At 67.5% G+C, this 15,316-nt stretch carries 17 protein-coding genes; 10 read left to right on the plus strand and 7 right to left on the minus strand.

The genetic code is table 11. The features are described 5' to 3' along the window. Positions 1-12 precede the first annotated feature (12 nt). The 5 genes from FB475_RS30205 to FB475_RS30225 all read left to right on the plus strand — a co-directional run bounded on the left by FB475_RS30205 (position 13) and on the right by FB475_RS30225 (position 4,557). A complete protein-coding gene (locus FB475_RS30205; protein WP_141860703.1) occupies positions 13-1,029 on the plus strand; it encodes an energy-coupling factor ABC transporter permease in 1,017 nt (338 codons plus the stop codon). Then, positions 1,029-1,787, plus strand: a complete 759-nt coding sequence (gene cbiQ / locus FB475_RS30210) for a cobalt ECF transporter T component CbiQ (protein WP_141860705.1) — start codon at positions 1,029-1,031, stop codon at positions 1,785-1,787. Before FB475_RS30205 ends, cbiQ begins: the two co-directional genes overlap by 1 nt. Further along, entirely contained in the window at positions 1,784-2,554 is a 771-nt protein-coding gene (locus FB475_RS30215; protein ID WP_141860707.1) for an energy-coupling factor ABC transporter ATP-binding protein, read from the plus strand. The genes cbiQ and FB475_RS30215 overlap by 4 nt, the downstream gene beginning before the upstream one ends. Before the next feature lie 125 nt (positions 2,555-2,679). Continuing rightward, entirely contained in the window at positions 2,680-3,465 is a 786-nt protein-coding gene (locus tag FB475_RS30220; RefSeq protein WP_141860709.1) for an SGNH/GDSL hydrolase family protein, read from the plus strand. 90 nt (positions 3,466-3,555) lie between these two features. Next, positions 3,556-4,557: a winged helix DNA-binding domain-containing protein gene (locus FB475_RS30225; protein WP_141860711.1), complete on the plus strand. Its 1,002-nt coding sequence runs from the start codon at positions 3,556-3,558 to the stop codon at positions 4,555-4,557. Between the two features lie 9 nt (positions 4,558-4,566). On the opposite strand, the gene FB475_RS30230 is transcribed toward FB475_RS30225, so the two are convergent. Continuing rightward, positions 4,567-5,103, minus strand: coding sequence for a MarR family winged helix-turn-helix transcriptional regulator (locus tag FB475_RS30230; protein ID WP_238332528.1), 537 nt, complete (start codon positions 5,101-5,103; stop codon positions 4,567-4,569). A gap of 54 nt (positions 5,104-5,157) precedes the next feature. Between FB475_RS30230 and FB475_RS30235 the strand changes: the two genes are divergently transcribed. The 5 genes from FB475_RS30235 (at position 5,158) to FB475_RS30255 (ending at position 10,087) form a co-directional block, all read left to right on the plus strand. Continuing rightward, entirely contained in the window at positions 5,158-5,865 is a 708-nt protein-coding gene (locus FB475_RS30235) for an SDR family NAD(P)-dependent oxidoreductase (RefSeq protein WP_141860714.1), read from the plus strand. 49 nt (positions 5,866-5,914) lie between these two features. After that, entirely contained in the window at positions 5,915-6,964 is a 1,050-nt protein-coding gene (locus FB475_RS30240) for a LacI family DNA-binding transcriptional regulator (RefSeq protein WP_141860717.1), read from the plus strand. 89 nt (positions 6,965-7,053) lie between these two features. After that, positions 7,054-8,346: an extracellular solute-binding protein gene (locus FB475_RS30245; RefSeq protein WP_141860718.1), complete on the plus strand. Its 1,293-nt coding sequence runs from the start codon at positions 7,054-7,056 to the stop codon at positions 8,344-8,346. Between the two features lie 14 nt (positions 8,347-8,360). Continuing rightward, entirely contained in the window at positions 8,361-9,233 is an 873-nt protein-coding gene (locus FB475_RS30250) for a carbohydrate ABC transporter permease (RefSeq protein WP_141860720.1), read from the plus strand. Then, on the plus strand, positions 9,230-10,087 hold the full coding sequence (locus FB475_RS30255; protein WP_141860722.1) for a carbohydrate ABC transporter permease: 858 nt from the start codon (positions 9,230-9,232) through the stop codon (positions 10,085-10,087). The genes FB475_RS30250 and FB475_RS30255 overlap by 4 nt, the downstream gene beginning before the upstream one ends. Before the next feature lie 520 nt (positions 10,088-10,607). Here FB475_RS30255 and FB475_RS30260 read toward each other — a convergent pair. From FB475_RS30260 to FB475_RS30285, 6 genes are read right to left on the minus strand one after another with little or no spacing between them, the layout of a single operon-like run. Further along, positions 10,608-10,961, minus strand: coding sequence for a YciI family protein (locus FB475_RS30260; RefSeq protein WP_141860724.1), 354 nt, complete (start codon positions 10,959-10,961; stop codon positions 10,608-10,610). 16 nt (positions 10,962-10,977) lie between these two features. After that, positions 10,978-11,433, minus strand: a complete 456-nt coding sequence (locus tag FB475_RS30265) for a carboxymuconolactone decarboxylase family protein (protein WP_141860726.1) — start codon at positions 11,431-11,433, stop codon at positions 10,978-10,980. 34 nt (positions 11,434-11,467) lie between these two features. Further along, positions 11,468-12,250 (minus strand): sugar phosphate isomerase/epimerase family protein, encoded by a 783-nt coding sequence (locus FB475_RS30270; protein ID WP_141860728.1) that lies wholly within the window; start codon positions 12,248-12,250, stop codon positions 11,468-11,470. Continuing rightward, positions 12,250-13,074, minus strand: coding sequence for a carbohydrate ABC transporter permease (locus tag FB475_RS30275; protein WP_141860730.1), 825 nt, complete (start codon positions 13,072-13,074; stop codon positions 12,250-12,252). Before FB475_RS30275 ends, FB475_RS30270 begins: the two co-directional genes overlap by 1 nt. Next, positions 13,064-13,996: a carbohydrate ABC transporter permease gene (locus tag FB475_RS30280; RefSeq protein ID WP_141860731.1), complete on the minus strand. Its 933-nt coding sequence runs from the start codon at positions 13,994-13,996 to the stop codon at positions 13,064-13,066. The genes FB475_RS30275 and FB475_RS30280 overlap by 11 nt, the downstream gene beginning before the upstream one ends. Before the next feature lie 5 nt (positions 13,997-14,001). Next, positions 14,002-15,312: an ABC transporter substrate-binding protein gene (locus FB475_RS30285; protein WP_141860733.1), complete on the minus strand. Its 1,311-nt coding sequence runs from the start codon at positions 15,310-15,312 to the stop codon at positions 14,002-14,004. Positions 15,313-15,316: the final 4 nt, after the last annotated feature.

Consider the following 15,316-nt stretch of genomic DNA (forward strand, 5'->3'; position numbering starts at 1 on the left):
CAGAATGGCCGGGTGCATGTGCCCGACGGTTTCTTCGACGCGCCCACGTCCGTCGCCACCGGTCTGATCGCGGCCGGGGCGGTCGGCTTCAGCCTGCAACGGGCGAACCGGGAGCTCCGCGAGAGCGGCCCGGCGCTGGCCGGGCTGACCGCGGCGTTCGTGTTCGCCGTGCAGATGGTCAACTTCCCGGTCGGCGCCGGGACCAGTGGCCACCTGCTCGGCGGTGCGCTGGCGGCCGCGCTGGTCGGGCCGTGGACCGCCGTCCTGGTGATGTCCACGGTCCTGCTCGTCCAGGGCCTGCTGTTCGCCGACGGCGGGCTGACCGCACTCGGTACGAACATCACGTTGATGGGTCTCGTCACGGTCCTCGTCGGGTACTTCCTCACCCGCGCATTGCTGAAGGTGCTGCCGCGGCGGGCCGGCAGCGTCGTACCGGCGACGGCCGTCGGCGCGCTGGTCTCGGTTCCGGTCGCGGCGCTGGCGTTCACCGGGCTGTACGCGATCGGCGGCGCGGTCGACATCCCGCTCGGCAAGCTGGCGACCGCGATGGTCGGCTGGCACGTCCTGGTCGGCATCGGCGAAGCGGTCATCACCGCGGCCGTGCTGAGCGCCGTGGTCGCGACCCGGCCGGACCTCGTCTACGCGGCCCGGCACCTGCAGCAGGACCTGGTCCTGATCGATGCCGACGGCAACACCTCGACGGTCGCACCGGATCGGCCGATCGCCGCGCAGCCGGCCGGGCGTTCGCTGGGCATCGGTATCGCCGTCACGTTGATGGTCGCGGGCGGGCTGAGCCTGTTCGCGAGCGCGCATCCGGACGGGCTGGAGTTCGTCGGCGCGAAGCTCGGGTTCGAGAGCGCCGCGAAGGACTCGGCAGTGGCGGGCAGCCCGCTGGCCGACTACGGCGTGCACGGGATCGGCAACACGCAGGTGTCCGGCGCGCTGGCCGGAATCATCGGCGTACTGGTGACGATCGTGGTCGGGCTGGCGATCGCGAAGCTGGCCTCGCTGAAGGCCGACAAGGCCTGATGAGCGGCGACGGCCTGCTGGTGGCGGTGGACAGCCCGGTGCATCGCATCCCCGCGCAGGTGAAACTGGTCGCGCTGTTCGTCTTCGTCCTCGCCGTGGTCTCGACCCCGGCCGCCGTCTTCTGGGCGTTCGGCCTGTACGCCGTGATGCTCGTGGCGGCTGTGGTCGCGGCGAAGGTCCCGGCGCCGGTGGTGTCCCGACGGCTCGCGGTGGAGACGCCGTTCATCGTGTTCGCGCTGCTGCTCCCGTTCGTTGCCGCCGGCCCGCAGTTCGACGTACTCGGGTTGCACCTGTCCCAGTCGGGCGTGCTCGGCGCGTGGAACGTGCTCGCGAAGGGCACGCTCGGGGTGATCGCGGCGATCCTGCTGTCGGCGACGACCGCGCCGCGCGACCTGCTGGCCGGGCTCGAGCGGCTGCGGTTGCCTGCGACCCTGGTGGCGATCCTGTCGTTCATGGTTCGGTACCTGAGCGTGGTGTCGGACGACCTGCACCGGATGCGGATCGCTCGCGAGTCCCGCGGGTACACCGGCGGCCGGATCGGTCATCTCAAGGCGGTCGCCGGGGGAGTGGGCGCGCTGTTCGTGCGCAGTTTCGAGCGCGGCGAGCGGGTGCACCTGGCGATGCGCTCGCGCGGGTACGTCGGGCGGATGCCGCTGCTCAGCCCGTCGGGCGCGTCCGGCGGGCAGTGGCTCGAAGGGCTGGCGATCTCCATCGGCGCCGTCGTCATCGCGGTCGCGGCCAGGGTGGTGGGCTTGTGAGCGGTCCGGCGATTCAGGTCGAACGGCTGGTGTTCGCGTATCCCGACGGGCGGCAGGCGCTGTACGGCGTCGACTTCACCGTCGAGCGCGGCGAGCGGGTCGCGCTGCTCGGGCCGAACGGTGCCGGCAAGACCACGCTGGTTCTGCACCTCAACGGCATCCTCGGCTCGGTCGCGGGCGGCACCGGCAGCGGCCGGGTCCAGATCGGCGGTACCGGCGTACACCGGGAACACCTGACCGTGATCCGGCGCAAGGTCGGACTCGTCTTCCAGGACCCGGACGACCAGCTGTTCATGCCGACGGTGCGCGACGACGTGGCGTTCGGTCCCGCGAACCTTGGGCTCCGCGGCGCCGAGCTCGACGAACGGGTTCACGAGGCGCTGGTCCAGGTAGGGATGCAGGACTACGCGGATCTCGCGCCGCACCACCTGTCGTTCGGCCAGCGGCGTCGGGTCGCCGTTGCCACGGTGCTCGCGATGCGTCCCGAAGTACTCGTGCTCGACGAGCCGTCGAGCAACCTCGACCCGGCCGCGCGCCGTGAGCTCGCCGACATCCTCGCCGGCTTGGACGTCACGCTGCTGATGATCACCCACGACCTCCCGTACGCGCTCCAGCTCTGCGAACGCAGCCTGCTGATGAACAACGGCCGGATCGTCGCCGACGGCAAGACCCGCGACCTGCTCGGCGACGCGGACCTGATGGCCGCGAACCGGCTCGAGCTGCCCTACGGTTTCGATCCGCTGTCCGTCTCCGGACCCGAGCGCTAGTTGATGACCGTCGCCGAGAATCCACGGTGAATTTGTTACCAGGCCCTTGTGTGTTACTCGCCGGTCAGCGATGGTGACGGTGAGTGGTTCAGTCGCCACCCCTCGCTCACAAAGGCGGTCCGCCCATGAAGTCCATCGCCAGTTTGCTGTCCGCTGCGGCCCTCGGCGCAGCCTCCCTCCTGATCCCCGGCGTCGCGCACGCCGCGCCGCCGAACTACGTCGCGCTCGGTGACTCGTACGCCTCCGGCGTCGGCACCCGCACGTACATCTCGAGCAGCGGTTCGTGTCAGCGGTCGACGTACGCCTACGCCTACATCGACGCCGCGCGGATCGGCGCGAACCTGACCTTCGTCGCCTGCTCCGGTGCCAAGGTCGCCGACGTCACCGCGAACCAACTGCCGTCGGTGACGAGCTCGGCCAACATCGTCTCGGTGCAGGTCGGCGGCAACGACGCCAACTTCTCCTCGGTCATCACGACCTGCGCGGAGCCCTCGTGGCTCGGAGACTGCAACAGTGCGGTGGCCGGCGCGCAATCCATCATCAACAACACACTGCCCGGCCGGCTGAACACCCTGTACGCGTCGATCAAGAGTCGGGCATCCTCGGCGAAGGTCGTCGTGGTCGGGTATCCGAGGCTGTTCAACGGCACCGACTGCAACGCCGGCACGTTCTTCAGCGGCGACGAGATGACCAAGCTGAACGCCACCGCCGACCTGCTGAACTCGAAGATCGCGACCGCCGCGAGCGCGGCGGGATTCGCGTTCGTGAACCCGACCCCGGCGTTCATCGGCCACGCCGTCTGCGGCAGTCCGGAGTGGATCAACGGCCTGTCGAACCCGGTCAGCGAGTCGTACCACCCGAACGTCAGCGGCCAGGCGGCGTACGCGAACCTGGTCCAACCGGCGCTCTGACCCCTCGCCCGACTGGTGCCGCCCCGCTCCCGGGGCGGCACCTGTGCTCTCGGGGATGCGGAACCGGCGAGTTCGTGGTGTCATGCAGGAGTGACGAGGAGGTCTGCCGACTGGTTGCTGGCGGCCAGGATGCAGGCCAACTGCCTCGCGCGTCCGGTGAACGATGCCGGCCCCGGAGGGGTGGCCGACGTCGTACGCCGGACGGGGGGACTGCAGGCCCAGACCTGGCGAGGTGCGGCGTACGCCGTGCGCGCCCGCTCCACCGCCACCACGTCCGCCAACGTGACGCACGCGCAGGAGACCGAGCGCTCCGTCGTCCGCGGCTGGTTCATGCGCGGAACGCTGCAACTCGTCGCGACCGAGGACGCCGGCCCGCTGCTCGGCCTGCTCGGTGCGAAATTGATCAAGGACACCGAACGCCGCTACGGCGAGCTCGGTCTCCCGCAGCGGATCCGCGACCAGGCGGCCGACGTACTCGAGGAACACCTGCTTGCCCACGGCCCGGGTAACCGCGCCGAGCTGGCGGACGTACTCGTCCGGGCCGGCCTGATCCCAGCGCCGAAGGGGCAGGCGGTGTACGCGCTCATCCGGTACGCCGGGCTCCTCGGCCGCGTGTGCTACGGACCGGGAGAGACCTGGGTCGCCGTCAGCGACTGGCTGGGCAAGCCGCTTGTGCTCGAAGGCGACCTCGAAACTCTCGCCCACCGGTACCTGACCGCCTACGGCCCGGCAACGGCTCGCGACTTCGCCACCTGGGCGGGTCTGCCCGTTCCACAAGCCCGCCGCGCGATCACGGCCGTCGCCACCGAATCCTTCGACGTCGACGGTGCCGACCTGCACGCGGTCGAGGACCTGCCCGGTTGTCAGGACGTCCGGATGCTCGGCGAGTTCGACGCGTACCTCCTCGGCTACCAGAACCGTTTCCAGGACCTGCCGAAGTCGATCTTCCCGGGCGGCGGGATGCTCAGCCCGGCGGTGATCAAGGCCGGCCGAGCGATCGGCGCGTGGCGGCACGCGGACCTCTCGACCGACCTGTTCGAGCCCGCCGACCTGACTGCCGAGCTGGCCGACCTGACCCGGTTCGCGGCATGACGTCAGCTGTCACGAAGGTTTGCGGGCCACTCGCGCGACCTCGTCGAGCAGTTGCTGCAGTTGGGCGGCCAGTTGGGCGCGGCCGTCGGGGGACAGGGACGCGACAAGTTCGGACTCCCGGGTCAAAACCTGGTCGACGGTCCGTTCGATCAGGTCGTGCCCGGCCTGAGTCAGCGCGACCAGCACCGCGCGGCTCCCGTCGTCCGCCGCCCGCCGGGCGACCAGACCGCTGTCCTCGGCACGGGCGACCCGCTGCGAGATCGCGCCCGCGGTGACGAGCGTACGGCGGGCGAGTTCGCGCGTACTCAGCTCGTACGGCGTACCCGCGCGCCGCAGCACGCTGAGGAGATCGAGCGTCGCGGGGTCGACGCCCGCATCCGCGAGCACCCGCCGCCGGTCGTCGGCGAACAGCTTCGCGAGCCGCCACAGCGGGGTGACGATCTCGATCGAGTCGGTCGGCGTCCCGGGGCGCTCGCGCTGCCAGGCGCGGGCGATCTCCGCCGCCGGGTACGGGCTCGGGGCGTCGAGCGGGTAGTTGTCGGTCACGCCAGCCATGGTACGTTTAGGGCTAAACATTTAGAGCTAAACGTGAGGATCGAGATGCGAACGATCGTGGTGACCGGAGGAGCGACCGGAATCGGCCGGGCGACCGCGGAACTGTTCCACGCGGACGGCGACGACGTGGTGATCACCGGCCGGCGGGCCGACGTACTGGAGAAGTCGGCTGCGGACCTGGGCGTCAGGGGAGTGCTCTGCGACGCGACCGACCCGGCGCAGGTCGAGCGGCTGCTGGACGAGCTGCCCGAGCGGGTCGACGTGCTGGTCAACAATGCCGGTGGCAACACCGACTTCAACCGGCCGGACGGCGATCTCGCGCAACTGAAGGCGAACTGGCTCGCCAACTTGGAGGCGAATCTGATCAGCGCGGTCCTGACCACGACCGCGCTCGCGCCGCGGCTGACCACTGCGGTCGTGCACCTGGGTTCGATCGCGGGCGCTCGCGGTCCCGGTTCGTACGGCGCATCGAAGGCTGCGCTGGCGATGTGGAACGCCGACGTCGCGGCGGAGCTCGGTCCGCAGGGTGTCACCTCGAATGTCGTCGCACCGGGCTTCACCGCGGATACCGAGTTCTTCCAGGGGCGGCTGACCGACGAGCGTCGCCGTACGTTGCTCCAGGCAACGATGACCAAGCGTGAGGGCTCGGTGGCCGACATCGCCGGGACGATCCACTTCCTGGCCTCGCCGGCCGCGCGGCACCTCACCGGCCAGGTGCTGCACGTGAACGGCGGAGCCCTGATCACCCGCTGAGATACCTTCTGGCAGCTGACAACGTGGGCCAGGTGTGACAATGGGCGACATGCGTCCCACCGTCAAAGATGTCGCCAAGCTGGCCGGGGTGTCACCGAAGACGGTGTCGAACGTGATCAACGGTGTCGTGTTCGTGCGGCCCGAGACCCGGGCACGGGTGGAGAGCGCGCTCGCCGAGCTCGACTACGTGCCGAACATGAGTGCCCGCGGCCTGCGCAACGGCCGCTCCGGGATGATCGCGCTCGCGCTGCCCGACCTGCTCCGGCCGTACTCGGCCGAGATCGTGCACCTGGTCGTCGAGCTCGCCCACGAGCGCGGTTGGGGTGTCCAGATCGAGCAGACCGCGGCCGAGCCGAACCGTGAGTTCGAACTGTTGTCGAAGGCGCGGGCGTATCTGGTCGACGGCCTGATCCTGAACCCGGTGAACCTCGACGACAGCGCGGTGATGTCGGCCGGCCCGCTGCCGCCCGTCGTGCTGATCGGTGACGTCGACCAGGACCTGGTCAGCCAGGTCGCGATCGACAACGTCGCCGCGGCGCGGGATCTGACCAGACACCTGCTGGCACAGGGCTGCCGGCGCATCGCCGCGGTCGGTACGCCGGAGATCCCGCGCGGATCCAGCGGTGCCGGCATGCTCGCGGGCTCGGCGCAGGCACCCGGTACGGCGGCATCCCGGTTGCGCACCCAGGGGTACTGCGAGGCGCTCGAGGAGGCCGGCGTACCGATCGACCCCTCCCTGCAGATCCCGCTCGACCGCTGGCGGCCCGAGGGCGCGGCGACTGTGGTGGGGAAGTACCTGACCGAGCACGAGCTGCCCGACGCGTTCTTCTGCTTCACCGACACCGTCGCGTCCGGTGCGTTGTCGGCGCTGTGGAGCGCGGGCATCGACGTACCGGAGCAGACGCTGGTCGCCGGCTTCGACAACATCCTCGAAAGCCAGTTCATGATCCCGCCGCTGACCACGATCGACTTCGACCGCCGCGCCTTCGTCGCCGCCGCCCTCGACCTCCTCTCCGAGCGCATGACCGACAAGAGCGCGCCCCCACGCAGGGTGATGATCCCCCACCGCGTTGTCGAACGAGCCAGCACCACACGCTAACGGATACGTTTCCACAAAATCCAACATCAGAGTCTTGTGCCGCCGATTCTAACGATGTAATCATCGGTCCCGCCCTCGAAGGAGACCGAATGACTGAAGATTTCTCCCGGCGCTCTCTGCTCAGAGCAGCAGCGGCGCTGGCTGGTGGCGGGTTGCTCGTCGGCTGCGCGCCCGGTGCGTCGCGTTCGACGACCGACCTGAGCTACTGGCACCTTTTGACCGGTGGTGACGGGACGGTGATGGCCGGCCTGGTGGACGCCGTCAACGCCGCGAACCTCGGCTTTCACACCTCCCAGACCGTGCTCGCCTGGGGTCCGCCGTACTACACCAAGCTCGCCATGGCCTCTGCCGGCGGCCGCGCGCCGGACGTAGCGATCATGCACGCGTCCCGGATCGCCGGGTACGCGCCGGGCGGTCTGCTCGAGCCGTGGGACCTCGACCTGCTCGCCGAGGCCGGCCTGCACGAGAGCGACTTCCCGGCCAGGGTCTGGGAGAAGTGCCAGTACGACGGGAAGCTCTACGCGATCGCGCTCGACACGCACCCGTTCGTCCTCTACTACAACACCGATCACGCCGAGAAAGCCGGTGTCACGGACGCGCTGCACTCGTTGAAGAGCCCGGAGGAGTTCACCGAGGTCGCGACGAAGCTGCAAGCGGTCACCGGGAAGCACGGCCTGTCCTACGGCTATCTCGGCGACGGCTCGCAGATGTGGCGCCTGTTCTACACGCTGTACCGGCAGACCGGTGCTGACATGAAGCTCGTACCCGGCCAGCGGGCTGAGGTCGACAAGGACGCCGCGGTGCAGGTGCTCACGTTCATCCGCTCGCTGCTGAACGACAAGATCGCCTCGCGCAGCGGCGACGGCGGTACGGCGACCAGCGAGTTCCTGCACGGCGAGAGCGGCCTGTTCTTCGGCGGTGTGTGGGAGTTGCCGGTGCTGAAGGACGCGAAGATGCCGGTCGACGCGCTGCCGATCCCGACGATGTTCGGGACCCAGGCCGCGTACGCGGACTCGCACACGTTCGTGTTGCCGAGGCAGTCGAAGGTGTCGCCGGAGCGCCGCAAGCACGTCTACACGATGGTGGCCGAGCTGCTGAAGCGGTCGGTGAAATGGGCCGGCGGCGGTCACATCCCGGCGTACCAGCCGGTGGCGACCAGTGCGGAGTACCAGGCGCTGAAGCCGCAGTCGAACTACGCGGGCATTCCGGCGTACGTGAACTACGACCCGCAGGTGTGGTTCAGCGGGGCGGGCAGCGACTTCCAGAACTACTTCGCCGAGAACGTGCAGAACGTGTACCTCGGCAACGGTGATCCAGGAGCGGGGTTCGACGGTTTCGTCGCCCGGCTGAACAAGTTGCTCGACCGTCCGCAGCCGGTGTGAGAGGAGAGACGTAGATGAGAAAGCGTGACGAGACGCTCGCCGGCTGGGCTTTCGCGACACCGTTCGCGGTCCTGTTCGTGCTGTTCCTGGTGGTGCCGGCGGTGTACGGCCTGTACCTGAGCTTCACCGGGGAAACGCTGACCGGTGCAGGCAGCGGACTGATCGGCTTCGCCAACTACGGTGAGGCCCTGACCGACCCGGACATGTGGAAGTCGCTCGGAAACACGTTGTGGTTCACGGTGTTGAGCACGATTCCGCTGGTGGTGCTGTCGCTCGCCCTGGCCTTGCTGGTAAACCTCGGCCTGCCCGGCAGGTGGTTGTGGCGGCTGTCCTTCTTCATGCCGTACCTGCTGGCGTCCACGGTCGTGGTGATGTTCTGGAGCTGGATGTACAACCCGACGCTCGGACTGATCAACGGCGTCCTGGCGAAGTTCGGCGCGGCGCCGGTGGCCTGGCTGCAGGATCCGAAGGTCGCGATGCTGTCGGTCGTGATCACCACACTGTGGTGGACGATCGGGTTCAACTTCCTGCTCTACCTGGCCGCGTTGCAGAACATCCCCGAGCAGCAGTTCGAGGCGGCCGCGATCGACGGCGCCGGCAAGTGGCGGCAGCTGTTCTCGATCGTGATCCCGCAGCTGACGCCGACCACGATGCTGATCCTGACGCTGCAGATTCTCGCGTCGCTGAAGGTGTTCGACCAGATCTACATGCTGACCAACGGTGGTCCGGCCGGGAAGACACGGTCGATCGTGCAGTACATCTACGAGTCCGGGTTCACCGGTTACCGGTTCGGTTACTCGTCGGCCATCTCGTACCTGTTCTTCGCGCTCATCGTCGTGGTGTCGCTGGCGCAGTACAAGCTGATCAACCGCAGGAGCGCCGCATGATCAAACAAGGCCACAAGCCCGGTGAGAACCCGTGGAGTCTGTCGAGAATCGCCGCCCTGCTGGTGCTGGCGTTCCTCGCCGCCACCTGGTTGGTGCCGTTCGCCTGGTCGGTGCTGACCTCGTTGAAGAGTGAGGCCGACGCCGGGGCCTCGACACTCAGCCTGAATCCGCCCGACGGTCTCAGCTTCGCGGCGTACCGCAAGGTGCTGTCCGCCGGCGATATCCCGTCCTGGGCGTGGAACAGCCTGATCACGTCGGTGGCGATCACCGTCATCACCGTCGCGACCTCGGCGCTTGCCGGATACGCGTTCTCACGGGTGAACTTCAAGGGCAAGCGCTGGTTGTACGCCGCGATCATCGCGGCGATCATCATCCCGCCGCAGTTGCTGATCGTGCCGTTGTTCCGGCAGATGCTGGCGTTCAACCTCGTCGACACGTACTGGGGGATCATCCTGCCGCAGGCGTTCGCGCCCGCGATGGTGCTGATTCTCAAGCGTTTCTTCGACCAGATCCCGCTCGAACTGGAGGAGGCGGCGCGAGTCGACGGTGCGAGCCGGCTGCGAGTGTTCTGGTCGGTCGTGCTGCCGTTGTCGCGGCCGATCCTCGCCGCGGTGGCGATCTTCGTGTTCATCGGTGCGTGGAACAACTTCCTCTGGCCGTTCATCGTGACGACCGACGCGCACCTGATGACGCTGCCGGTCGGCCTGCAGACGGTGAAGAGCGCGTACGGCCTGCAGTACGCGCAGAACATGGCGTCGGCGATCCTCGCCGCGCTGCCACTGGTCGTGGTGTTCCTGTTCTTCCAGCGCCAGATCATCAAGGGGATCGCGACGACAGGGTTCGGTGGCCAGTAAGCGCTTGTTTCCTGAGTTTTCCTGAGACCTGGATTCCGGTACGCGGGATTCAGGTCACGATCCCTTGAAAACATCGTCACTCTCAGCAATTGTTGACGGCTACCGCCATCACTCGGGGGCAACGATGAGAAGGGGGAAGTGTGTCAGCGATGAGTAGGCTCGCCGGGCAGTGCCGTGATGTGAGGAGTCACGGCAACGCCGGTCTCGGACGAGCTGCGATCCAACCGGCGGTGTGTACCGGGATCCACGAGGTGAGCTCGTCGATTCCGTCGGTACCGCCGCGACACCTGGCCGTGCTGAGGTTGAGCAACGGTATGACGACCACGCTCCGACTCAGGTCCGGTGTCCAGGCACCGGTGCCTGGCACCACGGTGTACGTCCAAGGTGGCCGGGGCATGGGCGATCAGCCCGCCTCAGGTGGGGTCATCCTCGCGTCGGGAGTCTGAGTCAGTGACTCGCCGGTCTCAGGTGTCCAACGCCCAGCTGAGGCCGGCAAGTCCCTGTGACGAGTCCTGTCACGTCAGGACTCCATCGGGTCGGTGAATTCTCTGATCTCGATCGGTGAGTACGGCGCCTCCGGCAGCCGCGCGGCGATCTCCGTCGCACGCTCGAGGCTCGCGCAGTCCACCACGTAGTACCCGGCCAGCACTTCCTTGGCCTCGGTGAACGGCCCGTCGGTCACGGCCGGTACGCCGTCCTGGATCCGGACCACCCGCGCGTTCTTCGTGGTGAGCCCGATCCCGTCGACGAGCTCACCGTTCGCCTTCAGTTCCTCGGACAGTACGCGGTGCTGGTCGAGCACCCCGTCGATGCCCTGCTCGTGCAGCGTGTCCCAGGTCTGGTCGTTCCCGTAGATCAGCAGCATGTATTTCATTGCCTCACGGTAGCGACTACCAGGTCGCACCGGCAGGCTGGCGGGTGGTGGTGTTGAGGCGGTTGAACAGGTTCGTGAGTCCGATCATCAGCACGATCGCGGACAGTTCCTTCTCGTCGTAGTGGTCGGCGGCCGCGGCCCAGATCTCGTCGGTGACCGCGGTCGGGTTGTCGGCCAGCCGGGTCGCCGCCTCGGTCATCTCCAGAGCGGCCCGCTCGGCGTCGGTGAACAGGTCGGACTCCCGCCACGCGGCCACCTGGTGCAGCCGTTCGTCGGTCTCGCCGTTCTTCAGCGCCGACTTGATCCCGCCGAACACACACGGGGAGCAGCCGTTGATCTGGCTGGCCCGCAGGTGCACCAACTCCAGCACCTTACCGTCGGTGCCGGACGAGCCGATTGCCTTGTAGATGTTCTGGATGCCCTTGGTGGCGTCCGGCAGGATCATCGCGGGGTTGGTCATCCGTGCTTGCATCGTGGTGTCTCCATCAGGGTCGTGTTTGTTGCGTTCACTGCCTTGACGGATGCTGTGCGGCCGATGTGACAGCGAATCGCAGATCATTTTCGAGCCGGTTCCGGGCGGGTACGGCGGGGTCGGAGTACTGACCGGTCAGGCAGATCGGGCCGTCGTACCCGAGCTGCTGCAACGTCGCGAAGACGGCTGTCCAATCGGACAGGCCGTCCTCGGCTTCGACGAAGTACGTCTTCCACGTGCCGTCGGTCCGGACATAGTGCACGTTCTTGAGGTTGACGATTCCGAGCCGGTCCGCGGCCAGCGGCAACGTCACTGCCGGGTGGTCACCGGCGAGCGCGTCGTGCGCCGCGTCCCACACCAGCTTGTACCTGTCGGGCAGACCGTCGAGCAGTTGGAGTACGCCGAGCGTTGACGACACGAAGCGCCCGTGGTGGGGCTGTACGCCGACCTGCACGTCGTACCGTTCGGTGAGTACGACAGCCTGTTCGAGCAGTTCCCGGTTCCGGCGTACCGATGCGGCGTACCCGTCGGCGCCGAGCTCGGCCATGATCCGGATCGTCGGTACGCCGGCCTCCGCGCAGGCCGCGAACACCCGCTCGGACAGGTCGCTCGCGACGCTGATCGGTTCGATGCCCTCGGCCCGTAACTGCCCGGTGAACCGCGGCAGCTCCGCCTCGGCGTTCGCCGGGGTCACGTACGCCGTGTCGCGAACCGGCACCTCGGCACCGCCGAACCCGAGCCCGGCGATCAGCCGGCCGAGTTCGTCGCCGGGCAGTCCCGCCCACGGTTTGGTGAAGACGGACCACAAATAGGACATCAACGGCCTCCCAGCCCACTCATCGTGATGCCTCGGACGAACCAGCGTTGGGTCAGGAAGAACAGCACGATCAGCGGGATCGTGGTGACGGTGGCCGCCATCAGCAGCAGGTTCCACTGCGTACCGTTGGTGTCCTGGAACACCTGGAGCCCGACCGACGCCGTACGGGTCGCGTCGCTGTTGGAAATGATCAACGGCCAGAGCAGGTTGTTCCACTGCCCGATGAACTTGAACACCGCAAGCGTCGCGATCGCCGGTACGGCGAGCGGCACGATGACCCGAACGAATGCCTGCCAGCGGTTCGCGCCGTCGAGCCGGGCTGCCTCCTCGTAGTCGCGCGGGATGCCGAGGAAGAACTGGCGGAGCAGGAACACACCGATCGCGGTGAACGCGTGCGGCAGGATCATCCCGGGCCAGGTGTCGATCCCGTGCAGCTTGGCGACCAGGACGAACTGCGGGATCAGCGTGACCTGCGACGGGATCATCAGCGTCGCGAGGTAGATCCCGAACAGCCAGCTCCGGCCGGGGAAGTTCAGCCGGGCGAACGCGTACGCCGCGAGTGCCGCGGTGACGGTCTCGAGGATCGTCGTACCGCCGGCGAAGTAGACGGTGTTCAGCAGGTACTTCCCGAGCGGGACGAGGTCGAACGCGCGGGTCAGGTTCTCCGGGTGCCAACTGCTCGGCCAGAACGACGGCTTGGCGGCCATCGACTCGGCGTCGGACTGGAACGCGACCAGCACCATCATGACAACCGGGATCAGCGTGATCGCGGTGACCAGGAAGCAGGTGAAGACAACCAGCTTCTGACGGATTTCAGTTGTCATAGTGCACCAACTTCCGCTGGAACAGGAACTGGCCTGCGGTGATGATCACGATGAACGCGAACAGGACCAGCGACTGCGCGGCGGCGTACCCCTGGTCGTAGTTCTCGAAGCCGGTCCGGTAGATGTACATGACCAGGGTGGTGGTGCGGCTGCCCGGACCGCCGTTCGTCATGATCAGCGCCTGGTCGAAGACCTGGAACGAACCGATCACCGACGTCACGACGACGAAGAACAGCGCGGGGGAAAGCATCGGCAGCGTGATGTGCCGGAAGCTGTTCCACGGCGACGTACCGTCCACCCGCCCGGCCTCGTAGAGCTGCTGCGGGATCGCCTGCAGGCCGGCCAGGAACACCACCATGCCGAACCCGAAGCTCTTCCAGACGCTCATCAGGATCAGCGCCGGCATCGCCCAGGTGTCCGAGATCAGCCAGGACGGGCCGTCGATCCCGAACCATCCGAGCACGGTGTTCACCAGGCCGTCGTGCGGGATGTACAGCCAGATCCAGACGAATGCCACCGCGACCGTGATGGTTGCGTACGGCAACAGCAGGAGGGAGCGGAAGACGGCGATCCGTTTGAGGCCCTGGTTGAGCAGAAGCGCGAGGGCCAGGCTGACGAGGATCGTGAGCGGGACGCTGACCAGGGTGAAGTACACGGTGTTGCCGAGCGCGGACCAGAACGTCGGGTCCGGGCCGAGGCGGGCGAAGTTGTGCAGCCCGGCCCAGGTCGGGGCGCTGAACAGGTTCCAGTTCAGCAGCGAGATGACGCCGGCGGCGACGACCGGTCCGGCGGTGAAGATCAGGAAGCCGATCAGGCTCGGGAGGATGAACAGCCAGGCGGTGAGCGTCTCGCGGCTGCGCCGCGGTGGGGCTTGCTGACGGATTGCGGGTGTGGTCGTGACGGGTACGGTATCGACGGCCATCCGGATCACCCCTTCCGGGCGGAGGCTTGGCGGGTGGTGTCGAGATGCTGACGCATCAGTACGTCGAGCCGCGGGTTCAGACCGTTGATGGCGTCCGCGACCGTGACCTGGCCGAGGAACGTCCGCGGCAGATCCTGTCCGAGCAGCTGCTTGACCTGGTTCCAGTTCGTGGTGACGTCGAACGCGTGCCCGCCGGCGAGCTTGCCGGCCAGGATCTCCTGGACGATGCCGAGGTTGTCCGGCGGCGGCTGGAAGGCGCTGCCCGCACTCAGCCGGGCCGGGTTGTTGCGGCCTGCTTTCGCGTAGATGTCGAGTGCGCCGGTGCTGGTCAGGGTCTTGAGCAGCTTCCACGCGAGGTCGAGCTGCGGCCCCTCGCGTACCCCCGATGGAATCGCGAAGCTGGAGCCCGAGACCCGCGGCGTACTACCTGCCGAGCCGGCCGGGAACGGGATGATGTCCCAGTCGAACTTCGCCTTCCGGGCATTCACCACCTGCCACGGCCCGTTCTGCATGAACGCGACGTTGCCCTGCAGGAAGTTCGACAGCGAGCTCTCGGTGACCAGGTTCTTGATCGGCGGCGTGACCTTGTCCTTGACGAACAGGTCAATGACGTACTGCAGCGCCTCCATTGCCTCGGGGTCGCCGAGCGTACTGCGGCTCGCGTCGTCACTCATCACGTTGCCGCCGGCACAGTAGATCCACGACACCAGGTCGTCGATCGCCGGCGCACAGGTGAAGCCGTACTGCTCGCCGGGTTTCGTCAGCTGCTTGGCGAGGTCGCGGAACGTTGCCCAGGACATCGGTTCGGTCCGGGACGGGAGCGGGATGCCCTGCTGGTTCAGCAGATCCTTGTTGTAGTACATGACGGTCGGCGCGACGTCGAAGCCGATCGCGTACGTCGTGCCGTTGAAGCTGGAGATCTTCCGGCTGGTGCCGTAGAAGTCGTCGAGGCTGAAGTCGGGGTCGGCCGCGATCAGGTCGTCGAGCGGCCGGTGCGCGCCGCGAGCGGCGTACGTCGGGATCAGCGTGCCGTTCAGCGCGGTGACCAGGCTCGCCGTACCGCTGACGAGTTGCAGGTCGAGCTTGGTCGGGTAACCGCTCGACGGGGTAAGCGTGGCGACGGACTTCACGCCGAGCTGCTGCTCGACGTACTTGCCGAAGGCATCCCACACCTTCTTCTCCGCGGCACTGCTGGACCACATCGACCAGGTCGCCGTACCAGCCGGCGGTCCTGAGGAACATCCGGCAGCAACCGCTCCTACACCGGCGAGACCGGTCAGTTGCAGGAACCTGCGGCGGGACAGGTTGGTTTGCATGGAG

It is taken from the genome of Kribbella jejuensis (genome assembly GCF_006715085.1).
GTDB classification, from domain to species: Bacteria; Actinomycetota; Actinomycetes; order Propionibacteriales; family Kribbellaceae; genus Kribbella; species Kribbella jejuensis.